A 14,121-nucleotide genomic window follows, 5' to 3' on the forward strand; every position below is an offset into this window, starting at 1 on the left:
CAAACTAATCTCTAATTAATAACATATACTGTACAACCTTTTGTACAAACAACCTTTAGGGTGGTTTTAGCAGAGGGGCTCACCTGTTCCCATTCCGAACACAGAAGTTAAGCCCTCTAGCGCCGATGGTACTGCTAACGCGGGAGAGTAGGTCGCCGCCAGTTTTTATTAAAATCCTCGATTACGAAAGTAGTCGGGGATTTTTTTTGCTTATAACTCTTTGGTTGATGGTTGATGGAAGTTTTTACATAATATCCTTTTTCTGGAATATATTTGAATGGGGAAGAAAAAATGACCGTTTGTTTGTGCTTTGATTGAAAATTGTTGGAATTATCTCTAATTCTCCATTAACTAAACACCAAACACCAAACACCAAAAACTAAAAACCAAACCTCCATCCCGACTGGAGGGTTCTTCTCTTTGTTCTAGCCCCGATGGGAGCGGCATCCTTTTGTAAGCCTTGGGAAAGCCCAGGCACAAAAGATACAGCGGACAGCGGGTGGTGTAGTGAAGAGTGACGGAGTTGTGGTGCTGCAAATTAATCTAAAAATATTGGCATTAGTTGTTTAAGACTAATTTATTATTTTTGATTAGATGGAATTTGTTTTCTAGGTAGGTGAAGTTTTTTCCTTTTAGTAGATTTTCTATTGTTTTTATTTGTTCTGTTCCTAGGGATTGGTTGTTACTAAACAAAATTAAATGGTATAGGATGGAGTAGTAGTCCTTCCAGCCGATGGTTAGTTTTGTAAGGTCGATTTCGGAAAGGATAAGTTCCAGTTTTTCTGTCTGTGCGGTTTTATGGTAAACGATGGCACAGAGAATTTTCCATACTTGTTGATGGTTAATCTTTATTTCTTCGGGGATGAAGTTTCGGTCTTGATATTTTTGATCGGTATGGTTTTCTATTAGAAACTGCATTTCTTGCACTCTATTGGTAAATATGAGTTCTTCGAGTATGATGTACTCGAAGCTGCAAACCGAGTGTTCTGAAGCGGTTTTGTATTGCAGTCTTGCGATGAGCATTTTTTCCCAGATTTCGTTGAATAATTTGTCGTTACCCAAGCTATCGGCGTGTAAAAGTTGTATGCCAAAATATCGTGCAGCAGGTAGTACGAAGACTTCTGGAGTTGGTTTTAGGGAAATGAGCTTTTGGTAGTAGAGGTCTTTTAGCTCTTCGTTTTCGGATAGGTAAGCAGCGTTGTACAAAAAGCTATAGGCAAAAAGTTGCGCTTCGGTGGTGTCTTTGTATTTTAGATATTCTAAAAAGTATTGTGAATAGACGGTGCAAAGCAAATCCCTCATGGGATGATGCTCCATGAAGAATTGTCTAGCCAAGGGGTATTTCAGTAATTTGTAATGGGTCTCTACCAACAATTGAGAACTGGTTGCAATTTTTGTACAGAGCATTTCGCTTTGTTCCCACAAACTTTTTGGGTTGTAATTTTTGGTTTCTTGAAAGCAATCTGCAAATTGTACCGCTACCAATTGTTGGGTATATTGATCGAAATTTTCATGTCCGCAAAAGTTGGAAAGAATATTGAGCAGTTGCTTGTTGTAACCGCCAGAATAGTTGATGATGCCAAAGAAACGACGAAAAGTTTGTGAGCTCACAATATGCTTGGTAGATGTTTTTATCTCTTCAGAGAGAAGTTCGCATTCCTTGGCATTGGTTATTTTATGGCCCAATTTTTTTTCGATGTCTAGTCTTAGATAGTCTAAGTATTTGTGAGGCATGAATTTAAATTTATTTTTTTTTTCTTCTCATCAAAGATATGGCGTTTTGTACAAATTTGTACAAAGGTTTTTATGATTTTTTAACATACATTTAGCAAAAATCCTTTAATTTTTTTAGTGTGGTCATAGTTTGTCCGGGGCGTTGCCTAAGTTTGTAAAAGAAAATAAAAGCAATGGCAGTAAAACATCAGTTAATCCGTGTGGTAGAGGTCGTGAGCCTCTTCAACCAAAATAGAAACAGCAGCTACAGCTATCTTGAAGTTTTGGAAAAATTAGAAAGTACGATGAACGGCCACGATGAGGGTGGTTTTTCCTACTCAGAAAAGACCTTCCAACGAGATCGAAAATTGATTTCTGAGGTCTTGAAAATTGATATTGTTTACAATTCTTCATTGCAGAAATATCAGATCGACGCAGAGTCCGGAGATTTATCTTTCTTTATCGGTGATGCTGTTTTGTTGATGAATGCCTACAAGCAAAACCTTAAAAATAAAGATCTGGTGCAAATGGATTATAACAAAGGCAAAGGGTTGGAGCATCTCTATGGACTGTTGCACGCCATACACAATCGGAAAATTATTACTTGTCAATATACCAAATATTGGGACACCATTTCAGAGGAAAAATCCTTGGAACCGTATGCATTGAAAGAGTTTCAAAACCGTTGGTATCTTTTGGCAAAGGACAAAAAGCGAACTGGAATTCTCAAAACCTATGGTTTGGACAGGATATCCAATTTAGAAATAGGCAACTCTAGTTTTAAAAGAGGGGAAATGGATTTGGAAGGAGCCTTTAAAAATTCTTTTGGGATCATCTCTACTTTGGGAAAAGAACCTGAAGAAATCGTTCTTTCTTTTGATGCCGAACAAGGTAAATACATTAAGTCTGAGCCGTTGCATCGTTCTCAAAAGATTTTAATGGACCATGAAAAAGAATTGCAAATACTGCTGACCTTGGTGCCAACCTACGATTTTTATCAAGAACTGATGAAACATGCCGGAAGGCTGAAAATAATTGCTCCAAAGTCGGTTAAAAACGAATATATCGATTGGCTGAAAAAAGCCTTAGAACTGAACAACTAAACAACTAAAAACAAAATATGTCAAAAATTACATTCGACCCTTGGATTGGGAAAAATTATGGCAAATCCCATTTTGGGAAACTGCTCATTATTGGAGATTCTCATTATTTCACCAACGGATTGCCCAGCGATTTAAGGGGATTTACCAAAGCAAAAATTGCAGAACTGCCCATCATTTCTGCTCGTTTTTATGACAATATTGGTAAGGTACTCAACCCATCACAGCCTTTGGCACTTTGGGAAAATATCGCTTTTGCCAATGCCATACAAGAACCTTTCGGACATGCTAACCAAGAACCTACCAAACAGCAAAAAGACGATGCCGAAATGGCTTTCAGACATTACTTGGATGTAACAAAACCAGAAAAGGTCATCGTATTTTCTAACCGTTTGTGGGAGCATTTCTTCAACAAAATGGGTTGGGGTACTCACCTTGATAAAATAGACAACCGTTGGAACATCCGCGAGTTGGACTATGCCGGCGGTCGTTGCCAAGCAATAGGCTTGTACCATCCATCAGCACACGGGTTTAAAGTGGAAGATTTTAGAAAAGTGGTGGGAGCGTTTTTGGGGAGGAAATAAGATAAAAAACGAATAAATATTATAAATAAAACTAAAAATATATGGAATTAAATTCTTTTGTTCAGTCTCTTAGAGGCGTAAAAACAGGTGTACCATAAGTTGATTTTGTGACTAAAGCTGCTGCAGAACTTTTAGGAACCGTAGCTATAGCTGATAATATGGCAAGCAATGTGTTACCGGAAGATATTGCAGATATTGTAAAATTACATGCAAAATTGGGTACAGCTGCTGCACTTATACCTGTACCTGGCTTGGATGTAGTAGCAAGTGCTACTGCTATTTGGTCGATGTATATTAGAATTAATAATGAACTTAATCTTCCTTTCGGTGAAAATATTGTTAAAACAATTGCATCGGGTGTTGCAACTAATTTGGCAGGATATGGTATAGCAATTGGAATAGGTAGTGCTTTAAAATTAATTCCAGGTATAGGTACTATTGCTGGCGTAACCATAATGCTTGGGGCGTCTTATGCACTCTTAATATTATCTGGATGGAGTTATTTAAAAGTCTTATCAATTATTGCTTCTAAAAACAATGGAGCTATCGTCCTTGAACAAGTTCCAGATGAAATTAAAAAATTTATAGAGGAAAATAAGGAACATATTAAAGAGCTTTTTGAGAATGCTAAAAATTTCTATAAAAGCAATAAAAATAATTTAGCACTTAACGAAGTTGATAAGCAAAGTTTTTTTTCTTTAGTCAAAAATTTTCAAAGTGAAGAACAAAACGCAATCGAACCTGCCATTGAAAATGTTCAAGATATCCAATCAACTTTTGAAATGAAAAAATTGAGTCTGTGTATCAATATGCTAAAAATTGATGGAGAAATTAACGAAAACGAAGTTAAGCTTATGGAAGAATTAATTGAGAAAACAAAATTAGAAGCAGATCAAAAAGGTCAATTATTGTTAAAGATAAATAATTCTGATTTTGAAAAAATTGATATTTCCGAAATTAAAGAAGATGAAATACAAAGAATTGCATTTGTTGAAGCTTTATATAATATGGCAAAAATTGATCAAGAAATTAAGCCTTCTGAAAAAATTTATTTTTATAGTATAGCTAAAGAATTAGGTTTCGAAAAAGAAGAAATTCAAAATATTTTTGATGATATTTAAAAAGAGTAGATGATAAATGGTTATTTTTTTGGAATTTAATTAACAATGTACTAAAAATTATTAATGAAACAAATTATTTTTGAATGTCCGTTTAATGTTATACATCAGTAATTTTGATTGTTTTGGAAGTTTTTTATAATTTGTAATCAGTTGATTTTGAATTATATTATTTTTTAAACTCTTCAAAATTTATCACAAAATTGCTCTTGTACTTTTATTCGGACAATCAGAAATTATCTTTAGCTAAAATATTCATAACATGAAAAATGATAACGCTATTCAAAATGATTCAGATTGGGATGATGAATCGTTTAACTTAGATGATCTTCAAACCAATTTAGAATCACAAATTGAAGAACACTTGTCGGATTTATCAAATATGGAGTTAGAATTTGAAAAAATTGGAAATCCAAATGCTTTAGGGGATACTATTTCTACGGTTGTTTGGGAGCAATTTATTAATCAAATAGGTGTCGAAAATGGATTAAAAGCTAATAATGAAATCAATCAGACTGATTATGAGCAAAAAACAATGGATGACGCTAGGAATGATTCTGGTGATTATATCGATAGATTACTAATTGATAAAAAAATTATCAAAAATGACAAGATAAGTTTTCAAGACGCTCGGATTGCAACTGATCGTGATGCAAAATTTGTAGATTATAAAGAAGATATAAAAAATAAAAGGCTTACTAATAATTCAAAAATATTAGATGAGTATACTGGTAATATTATTTCTGGAAGTGATTAACATAATGTCGATCATGTAATACCAGTAAAAAAAATACATGACGATAAAGCACGGAAGTTTGCAGGTATTGATACAAAAGATTTAGCTAATAAACATGAAAACTTTGCTGTTACAAATGAAAATTTAAATAAGTCAAAAAAAGATAAAACAAATAAAGAGTACATAGAAGGCCGTTCTATAAGAGAGTCAGACTTAGCTAAACAATTAGATAGTCGTAAGGATAAAATTAATTCTTCATCACTTCAAGATCTTGATAAAAGACATAATATAGAAAAAGCTGAAAAAGCTTATCAAAATAAAATTGATGCTAAAGATAATTTGATGATTGAAAAGCATATCGTTGCTGAAGATAAACTAAATCAAACTATTAAAGATAAGATCAAAGCGTCAACAGAAGGTAAAATACTAAAAGTTAAAGAGCAAGGTAAGGTTGTTGCAAAATCTTCTTTAAAAGCCGTCCTTATGGGCTTACTTGCTGGGCTTGTAAAAAAGATTATTCAAAAATTAGTTAGTTGGTTAGCTTCTGGTAAGAAGGATTTTAAAGAATTTTTAGCCAATTTAAAAGAAGCAATTTCTGAGTTTATCGGAGATCTAAAACAGCATTTAGTTAATGCAGCAGACACTTTTTTAACCTCTATTACAATAGCTATTTTTGGACCTATTATCAATTTGGTAAAAAAAGCTTGGATATTTTTAAAGCAAGGATATAAATCTGTTAAAGAAGCTATAGCTTATATTAAAAATCCTCAAAATAAAGGTAAATCGACGAGTGTTTTAATGTTAGAGGTAGGCAAAATTGTTATTGCTGGTTTAACTGTGGGAGGTGCACTTGTATTAGGTGAGGTTATAGAAAAATCTTTATTAACTATACCGGGTTTTGCTTTTCCTATTCCTCTAATTGGTAGTTTAGCAAGCATTCTTGGTATTTTCTTTGGAGCAATAAGTTCTGGTATATTAGGAGCTTTAGCGCTTAATTTAATTGATAAATTGATTGCTAAGAAAAAAAGATCATTATTAACAGAAGAAATAATTGAAAAAGGAAACCAAATTATTGAAGTTCAATATAAATTATTGAAAGTAGCGGATGTGAATTTAATAGGAAGAAAAAATAATTTTGCCATAAATATTCATCAACGACATGAAGTAATAAAAGAAAAGTTTAATACGCTTAAAGAATGCATTAACACTAATGATAGTGGAAGAACAAAAAATGATGATAACATTGATGAATTACTAAATATTCTAAACTCTTAATTAAAATGAACGACTTACAACCTAATAGAGACAATTTTGAACAAGCTAAAAATACTTTAAAAAGTATTTCTGAAAACTTACCATTTACATGTAGCCTAAATACATTTGAAGAAGAATCTTTTTTTGGATTAATGTCTAAAAGTGTCACAGGTGCTGAGATGAATAAATTTGTAAAACAAATTCAGAGAGTAATAATTGATTCAAACGCGTCAGTATTTAGATTATTCAACGAGTTCAAACAAATTTACAATGTTATAGAAGCATTAGATAATGAATATCTTAAATATTTTCAATCTTCAATAGATAATTTAATTGCAGTAAATAATGAAGTTCAAGACGCTCAGAAAGATGTTGCTAGTACTTTAATAGTATTAAAAGCTACCATAGAAAAGTTAAACGAATTTAAAACAACAACTACAAGTAAAATAATAAATTTAGATGATAGAATTTCTTCTTTTGAAAAAAATATCAAAGCAAAGTTAGACGATCTTGAAAAAATAGAAGAATTAAAAGCGAGTTTAGATAATTATGAACATTTTATAGATATTGATAAGACATGGGAAGATGTACAACAACATAAACTAGAAATTGAAAAATTATTAAATTTAACCAAATTAATTTCGTACGATCTTACTGTTATTAAAAATCACATTAAACAAATTGAGCAGCTAAAACATATTAATGATATAGATCAGACTTGGGAACAAGTTCAGAAACAAGGCTCTGAAATTAATTCAGTAATAGATAATTTAGAATCTCTAAATTCACTAAAATCAAAAATAGAAAGTATCGTTCATTTTTTTGAAGTTGATGAAATGTGGAATGATTTAGAGGAAATTAAATCAGATTTTCCGAATATTTATTCAAAACTAGACGAACATACTAAACAGGTACAATCATTAAATGCACACAAAGAACAAATAAATAGTATTACCCATTTAATGGATATAGACCAACTGTGGGATGAAAATCAATCTTTAAAACTGGAAATGATTGATGCAAAAAAGAAACATCAAGAATTGGAACACAAAACTAATAAATCAATCCTTGAATTAGTTGAGAAGAATGAAGTTTTAGAAGCAGTAATTCGGGATAATGAAATAAAATCTGATAAAAAAGTTACATTCGCTTACATAATTGGAGGACTAGCATTTTTAATGGTACTCATTCAATTTGCCTTAAATTTTTCTAAATGAGAGAGAATAAGTATCAAGAACAATTGTTTGCAATTGCTCGTAAAATTGATGAAACAGATAAGCTGAGTAGCAATGTTTACGATTTAACTCGAAAAATTGTTTTATTTGATGATTCTAAAGCTACTAAACAGATATTTAATTCCTTTCAGATAATAAAAGATTCAGATAATAAAACTATTCTTCATTTAGCGAAAGAATACAATGAATCATTATTAAAATTCTATGGTTTTCAAAAGATACAGGAGATATATAAGAAGCAAGAAGAAATTGAAGGTATTCAAAATAATGATGAATATTCACTTGAGCAATTACTAGATGAGTTAAATGAATTAGTTGGACTTGAAAAAGTAAAGGAAAAAGTCAATAATCTTATTTCTTTCCAAAAAGTTCAAAATTTAAGAAAAATTCAAAAACTGACTAATCCTCAAAATACATTACATATTGCTTTTATAGGTAACCCGGGAACGGGTAAAACTACAGTTGCGAGAATTATAGGTAGAATGTATAAACAACTTGGTTTGTTATCGAGTGGGCATTTTATTGAAGTTTCAAGAACTGATTTAATTGCTGGATACCAAGGACAAACTGCTTTAAAAGTAAAAAAGATAATAGAAAAAGCCAAAGGCGGTGTTTTATTTATTGATGAAGCTTATATATTACAGAAAATGAACATAGCGATTCTTATGGTAGAGAATGCCTTACAGAGCTTACTAAAGCTCTTGAGGATTATCGTGATGATTTAGTTGTAATTGTAGCTGGATATAAGGAACCTATGGAAGTGTTTTTTAATTCTAATCCCGGTTTAAAGTCCAGATTTAATACATTTATTGAGTTTGATGATTATGAAAATAAGGAATTGAAAGAGATTCTTCTTAATTTAATTGCACATAATGATTATAAACTTAATCAATCTGCTATCGAGCACTTAGAAACTTCATTTGATAATACGACAAAAGATAATATAAGTACATCAGCAAATGGGCGATTTGTAAGGAATATATTTGATGATTTGGTATCAGAACATGCAAGAAGAGTTTCTAAAATTACTAACCCTAATTTAAATGAATTAATTGAAATTACGATTTCTGATATTGAAAATGTATTTAAAAAAAAATAAGAACAATCAGGCTTGATATCAATTATTTATTATTCTGTCAAAATTTTAAATAACCTCCAAAAAAACCTTACCCCATGACCATCCAATGCGAATATTGCGAGAAATCCGCAAGCAGTATCCGAGCTTTAACCGGCACACCTTGTACACGGCATCCTTTGGGATCGTGTAAAGGCAATCACAAACTTTATGAAGGCAGCGAAAAACCGATTTATACCTGCAAATATTGCGGAAGAACCGAAAAAAGTATCGCCATCCTTACCAATTCCACTTGTGGCAGACACCCAAGCGGTTTCGCCAAAGGGAAACATGCCCCGAGTTTGTGAGTTTTAATCCAATTCTTCAAGGATTTACAATCCTTGAAGAATTGATTTTTTTTGAATCCACCTAACAGAACACGGATTTAAAGTGGAAGATTATAGAAAGGTGGTGAGAGCGTTTTTTGGGAGGTAAATAAGGTGAAAAGAATACAGACTCTTGTTGAGATATTTCCCTAAAAAACCCTCATCATATAACCATCCCAAACAATCTTTTGCGTTGAAATATTGAGCATGGTTCTAGATCATTACAAACAGCAAGAAGCTACCCATTTCGGATAGCTTCTTGCTGTTTATTTTTAAAAAGTCTTATACTTTAAGTTGTCTGTTGATGCTTTGTTCCAGGGAGATGTAGGTTTCAGTTCTCGTAATACCTTCCAACTTTTGTAGTTTTTTTAGGATTTGCATAAGGTGGTCGTTGTCCATGCACAAAACCTTTAGAAAAACGGTGTAATTCCCGGTTGTACAATGGGCTTCAACCACTTCGTTTATGGTGTTGATGGAGCGAATTACACTATCGTAATAATGCGGTTGGTCCAGATAGACGCCGATGTACGAAATGACTTTGTAGCCTATTTTTTTAGGATTAAGAAAAGAGATGGAGTTTTCGATAACGCCGGCTTGCTCTAATTTTTTTATTCTTTGGTGTACAGCAGTGGTCGAAATGCCGATTTCTTTGGAGATGATGGCCAAAGAAGTCTTAGCATTGTCCATAAGCATGTATATTATTTTCTTGTCAACAGAGTCTAAGTGATAAATGGTGCTGCTTGAGTTTTTCATAAATGGTATTTTAATTTTTGTTTTTTGGAATCATTGGTGTCCTCATGATTCGTGAACGGTTCTATTTTCTTGTATTTTAGTTTAATTTTATTTTTTTCTGAATTCGGTGATCACCGGATAATGATCGCTGTAGCCGCCTAAATATCTTGTTCCGGCATAAGTCCTAAAAGGTCTTCCCTGAAATTTTCTGTCCCAACTGCTTAGTTTTTGATGATTGAAAACATGAGCCTCTTGAAACTGCAATTGAAAATCGGAATCTGTAAAATTTTTAGAAACCAAAAACTGATCAAACAACAGACCATCGTGGAAGTGAAATGTAGAAAACTGCTTTCTGTGGAACAATTCCTTGAACGGATTGATGAACAAATCGTTTCCTTCATCGGTCTTCTCCATCTTCAGGAGGCTTTCATCGTTAGGATTTTCATTAAAATCGCCACACAAGATCACCGCTTCTTTTTCTGAAACCAATTCATCCGCTTTATTCTTGATGGAATTTAGGATGTAGTCCCTTTTTGCTTTGTTGACATCGTGTTTCCTTTTAGAAGGGAGATGCAGGACAAAATAATTGATAATTTTGGAATTGATCTTGGTTTTCACCCAAAGTACATCACGGGTGGTATCGATGTATTCATCTACATTGTCATCAATTTCGAAAAGGAAAGTGATGGGTTCTGCATGCAGGACTTCAACCTTCGAACGATCAAAAAGCAGAGCCGTATCCACGCCTCTTTCGTCTAAAGAATTGAAGTGTATATAGTCGTAACGGTTTTCTAAGATTTCAATTTGCGTAAGATCGTCCAGTACTTTTGAACTTGAGATCTCAGAGAGTCCAATAATCATGGGGTGCACACCGTAGGCTTCGGCTACCCAATCAAAAACATAAGCAATTTTGAATAATTTATTATTATAACGATAATTGTTCCAACCTCTTAGACCAGAAGGGGTTGGATCGAATTTGTGAAGTGAAGGTGGATCGGGAGGGAAAAGATTCTCTACATTGTAGAACATCATAATCTCCTTTTCGGTATTTTTCGTTATCAAAATAATAATTATTTAGTAGAAAATGTAAATATAATTATTTTTTTTAAATAATCGTTTAGAACCTGATTAAAATTTATTCCTCAAATTTTCACATCGCTACTTATGCGGATTTTGTGCTCTAGATTTGAAGTTTCAGCTGCCTAAAACAAAAATTTAAAGTAAAAAAAACACCAGACAAAATGCCAAAAAGCAGGGGTTTTTAGGTACAATCGTAACGGCATCTTAGCCTTCTAATAAATCGGGCCTTTTTTCTTTTGTTATGGTATAGGCTTGTTCGTGCTGCCACTCTTCAATTTTTGCAAAATTACCACTGAGCAGTATTGCAGGGACTTTCAGACCTTTGTATTCTTCGGGTCTTGTGTAGATTGGGGGTGCCAATAAATTGTCTTGAAAACTGTCGGTCAGTGCGCTTTGTTCGTCGTTTAATACGCCAGGTAGCAGTCGGATTATGGCGTCAGAAAGTACGCACGCCGCCAATTCGCCACCGGTAAGTACAAAATCGCCAATAGAAATTTCCTTTGTTACATGAAGGTCTCTAACCCTTTGGTCTATGCCTTTGTAATGACCACAGATCATGATAAGATTGTCTTTTATGGACAGGCTGTTTGCCATTTTTTGATTGAGGGTTTGTCCATCCGGAGTAAGATAGATGATTTCATCATAATTTCTTTCGGATTTCAGTTGGGAGATGCATTTGTCCAAAGGTTCTATCATCATCACCATTCCTGCACCACCGCCGTAAGGTGCATCATCAATCTGTCTGTATTTGTTGTTGGCATATTCACGGATGTTGTGGAAATGCACTTCTGCCAAGCCTTTGTCCATAGCTCTTTTTAATATAGAAGTTCTGAAAGGGCTTTCCAGTAAGTCGGGTACAGCAGATATGATGTCTATTCTCATTGTATCGTTTTATTTTTTTTGTTAGGTATGATGATGAGTCTTAATGAAGAATCTTTGTTGAAATAGCTCCACATCCAATTGAAAAATACAGCTATCTTGTTTCGAACACTCAGGATAAGCATCAGGTGCAGAAACATCCAAAAATACCATGCAAAAATACCTTGAAATTTTATTTTTGGCAAATCGACTACTGCACGGTGTTTCCCTATGGTCGCCATGCTTCCTTTGTCATCGTATTCGTACTCTTTCCAGTCGTTTAAATTGGCTTTTAAAATGTTTTTGGCCAGATTTTTTCCTTGCGTTATGGCTACATTGGCAACTTGTGGTTGGCCGGTAGGGTACTTTGTCGTTTCCATGTACGCAATGTCGCCTATGGCAAAAATATTATCATAACCTATAATTTTATTGAAACGGTCAACTTTGTAACGGTTTCTTATGACAGCATCTTCATTCAGCCCACCGATGATGTTTCCTGTTACTCCAGCAGCCCAAATCACATTTTTGCTGGCGATTTGTAAGCCACTTTCCATTTGTACATGTTCTCCATCATAATCGGTAACTTTTTCGCCGCTTAAGAATTGTACACCAAGATCTTTTAAGTATTTTTCTGACTGATCTTGAGCTTCCTGGCTCATCACCCCCAGCGGTTTGTCGGTGGCGCTTACCAATATAATGTTAAGATGGTCGAAATTCATGTTCGGATAATCCCGAGGAAGGATGTCGGATTTCATTTCGGCAAATGCTCCAGCAAGTTCAACACCGGTGGGTCCACTTCCAACGATCACAATGTTCCAGTTGGCTTCCACGCTGCGCCCCCGTTCAATAATTAGCTTTTCAAAAGTAAGTAAGACATGGTTTCGGATGGATATGGCTTCTTGTGTGTTTTTCATCCCAAAAGTCAGGGATTCCATTTTCTCGTTGCCAAAGAAATTGGTTTTGCACCCTGTGGCAATTACAAGTTTGTCATAATGGAAGTCTCCAGAAGCGGTTATGATTTTATTTTCTTCGGCTACAATTTTTTCTACTTCTGCGAGTCTGAAGAAGGTGTTTTTAGATCTTTGAAAAATTTTCCTAAACGGGAAAGAGATGTTACTGGGCTCTATCCTTCCGCATGCCACCTGATAGAATAAGGGTTGAAACATGTGGTGGTTAACTTTATCGATGACGATTACCTTTTTGTTAGCTCTGTTTAGTGTTCTGGCGAGTTTTAATCCTGCAAAACCGCCTCCGATTATGATTATTTTTTCTCTGGATTCCATAATATCACAAATTTACTGAATATTAAATTGTTATAAAAAAGTAAGGATCAATAGTTTCTATGTTGAATTTTGAATTTCGTCTATTATGAAAAGTATTCATAATAATGACTTATTTTTGTGCCTATGGCAAAGAGAAAAAAGCATACCAAAAAGAGAATTCATAAGTCCAGAAGAAGGCATTGGCTGTTACGAAGGGAGATTCTTTTTATTATCTTGGCCGTATCGCTTTTGGGTACAGGCTGGTATTTGAAGGATAAAATTTCATTTTACTATGCCATGAATTTTAAGAATTTTACTCATAAAAAACTGAAAAATTCAGAATTCGAAACCCAACGGATCAACAAGATTATTTCTGAAAATACCGATAAAATTTTTGGAATCGATCTTTCGCATTATCAAAATAAAGAAGACATACAGTGGGACAGCCTTAGCATCGCCAATCAATCGATACCCATAAAATTTGTGGTGATGCGGGCAACTATGGGAAATGCCAAAGTAGATAAGCATTTTGATCATTTTTGGCAACAAGCACAGCAACATAACATCATCCGTGGAGCTTATCATTTTTATCGCGCCGATGAAGATCCCGTGTTGCAGGCAAACAATTTTTTGGAGAATGTAAACTTGCAGTCCGGAGATCTGAGGCCGGTATTGGATATCGAAAAAATATCGAGAAGACACGGTAAGGAAAAATTAGTGAACAATCTGAAAGTTTGGCTGAAAATTGTTGAAGAAGCCTACGGCGAAAAGCCCATCATCTATACCTACTACCATTATTATAAAGATTATCTGAGAGAAGATTTCTCAGACTACCCCTTGTGGCTGGCCAATTATAACGATGTCTCTGTACCCAGCGAAGAAGATCATTGGAAACTGTGGCAGTTCTCTGAAAACGGGATTGTTTACGGAATTAATACCAAAGTAGATCTTAATATGTACAACGGTGGATTGTGGGGTTTGAAATCGCTGACCATTGATTAAGATTTTT

Annotated in this window: 15 protein-coding genes and 1 rRNA gene; 11 read left to right on the top strand and 5 right to left on the bottom strand. The window is 34.0% G+C overall.

The window, feature by feature from the left end; genetic code table 11:
* The first annotated feature begins 56 nt into the window (after positions 1-56).
* Positions 57-164, top strand: a 5S ribosomal RNA gene (gene rrf, locus H9Q20_RS07400).
* A 394-nt stretch (positions 165-558) separates the two neighbouring features.
* Here rrf and H9Q20_RS07405 read toward each other — a convergent pair.
* Positions 559-1,734: a hypothetical protein gene (locus H9Q20_RS07405; protein WP_187477397.1), complete on the bottom strand. Its 1,176-nt coding sequence runs from the start codon at positions 1,732-1,734 to the stop codon at positions 559-561.
* 173 nt (positions 1,735-1,907) lie between these two features.
* Between H9Q20_RS07405 and H9Q20_RS07410 the strand changes: the two genes are divergently transcribed.
* The 9 genes from H9Q20_RS07410 (at position 1,908) to H9Q20_RS07445 (ending at position 9,162) form a co-directional block, all read left to right on the top strand.
* A complete protein-coding gene (locus tag H9Q20_RS07410) occupies positions 1,908-2,816 on the top strand; it encodes a WYL domain-containing protein (protein ID WP_187477398.1) in 909 nt (302 codons plus the stop codon).
* A gap of 17 nt (positions 2,817-2,833) precedes the next feature.
* Positions 2,834-3,397 (top strand): hypothetical protein, encoded by a 564-nt coding sequence (locus tag H9Q20_RS07415; RefSeq protein WP_187477399.1) that lies wholly within the window; start codon positions 2,834-2,836, stop codon positions 3,395-3,397.
* 107 nt (positions 3,398-3,504) lie between these two features.
* A complete protein-coding gene (locus H9Q20_RS07420) occupies positions 3,505-4,518 on the top strand; it encodes a TerB family tellurite resistance protein (protein ID WP_187477400.1) in 1,014 nt (337 codons plus the stop codon).
* Between the two features lie 259 nt (positions 4,519-4,777).
* Positions 4,778-5,272 carry a hypothetical protein gene (locus H9Q20_RS07425; RefSeq protein WP_187477401.1) on the top strand — a complete coding sequence of 165 codons (495 nt, stop codon included), beginning with the start codon at positions 4,778-4,780 and terminating at the stop codon, positions 5,270-5,272.
* A gap of 321 nt (positions 5,273-5,593) precedes the next feature.
* The gene (locus tag H9Q20_RS07430) at positions 5,594-6,526 is read left to right on the top strand and encodes a hypothetical protein (RefSeq protein WP_187477402.1); all 933 of its coding nucleotides are present in this window, start codon (positions 5,594-5,596) and stop codon (positions 6,524-6,526) included.
* A gap of 5 nt (positions 6,527-6,531) precedes the next feature.
* The gene (locus tag H9Q20_RS07435; protein WP_187477403.1) at positions 6,532-7,722 is read left to right on the top strand and encodes a hypothetical protein; all 1,191 of its coding nucleotides are present in this window, start codon (positions 6,532-6,534) and stop codon (positions 7,720-7,722) included.
* Entirely contained in the window at positions 7,719-8,465 is a 747-nt protein-coding gene (locus H9Q20_RS07440) for an AAA family ATPase (protein WP_222933871.1), read from the top strand. Before H9Q20_RS07435 ends, H9Q20_RS07440 begins: the two co-directional genes overlap by 4 nt.
* 29 nt (positions 8,466-8,494) lie before the next feature.
* Complete coding sequence (locus H9Q20_RS13185; RefSeq protein ID WP_222933872.1) at positions 8,495-8,839, top strand: hypothetical protein; 345 nt, start codon at positions 8,495-8,497, stop codon at positions 8,837-8,839.
* A gap of 74 nt (positions 8,840-8,913) precedes the next feature.
* The gene (locus H9Q20_RS07445; protein ID WP_187477404.1) at positions 8,914-9,162 is read left to right on the top strand and encodes a hypothetical protein; all 249 of its coding nucleotides are present in this window, start codon (positions 8,914-8,916) and stop codon (positions 9,160-9,162) included.
* A gap of 300 nt (positions 9,163-9,462) precedes the next feature.
* Here the strand turns inward: H9Q20_RS07445 and H9Q20_RS07450 are convergent, their stop codons facing one another.
* From H9Q20_RS07450 to H9Q20_RS07465, 4 genes are all read right to left on the bottom strand, one after another.
* Positions 9,463-9,933 carry an Lrp/AsnC family transcriptional regulator gene (locus H9Q20_RS07450; RefSeq protein WP_187477405.1) on the bottom strand — a complete coding sequence of 157 codons (471 nt, stop codon included), beginning with the start codon at positions 9,931-9,933 and terminating at the stop codon, positions 9,463-9,465.
* An 87-nt stretch (positions 9,934-10,020) separates the two neighbouring features.
* Entirely contained in the window at positions 10,021-10,944 is a 924-nt protein-coding gene (locus tag H9Q20_RS07455) for an endonuclease (protein ID WP_187477406.1), read from the bottom strand.
* A 252-nt stretch (positions 10,945-11,196) separates the two neighbouring features.
* Positions 11,197-11,874 (bottom strand): tRNA (guanosine(37)-N1)-methyltransferase TrmD, encoded by a 678-nt coding sequence (gene trmD / locus H9Q20_RS07460; RefSeq protein WP_124643142.1) that lies wholly within the window; start codon positions 11,872-11,874, stop codon positions 11,197-11,199.
* On the bottom strand, positions 11,871-13,133 hold the full coding sequence (locus H9Q20_RS07465) for an NAD(P)/FAD-dependent oxidoreductase (RefSeq protein WP_187477407.1): 1,263 nt from the start codon (positions 13,131-13,133) through the stop codon (positions 11,871-11,873). The genes trmD and H9Q20_RS07465 overlap by 4 nt, the downstream gene beginning before the upstream one ends.
* Positions 13,134-13,256: 123 nt before the next feature.
* Between H9Q20_RS07465 and H9Q20_RS07470 the strand changes: the two genes are divergently transcribed.
* Positions 13,257-14,114 (top strand): GH25 family lysozyme, encoded by an 858-nt coding sequence (locus tag H9Q20_RS07470; protein WP_187477408.1) that lies wholly within the window; start codon positions 13,257-13,259, stop codon positions 14,112-14,114.
* Positions 14,115-14,121 lie beyond the last annotated feature (7 nt).

This window comes from Amniculibacterium sp. G2-70 (assembly GCF_014353055.1).
GTDB classification, from domain to species: domain Bacteria; phylum Bacteroidota; class Bacteroidia; order Flavobacteriales; family Weeksellaceae; genus Amniculibacterium; species Amniculibacterium aquaticum.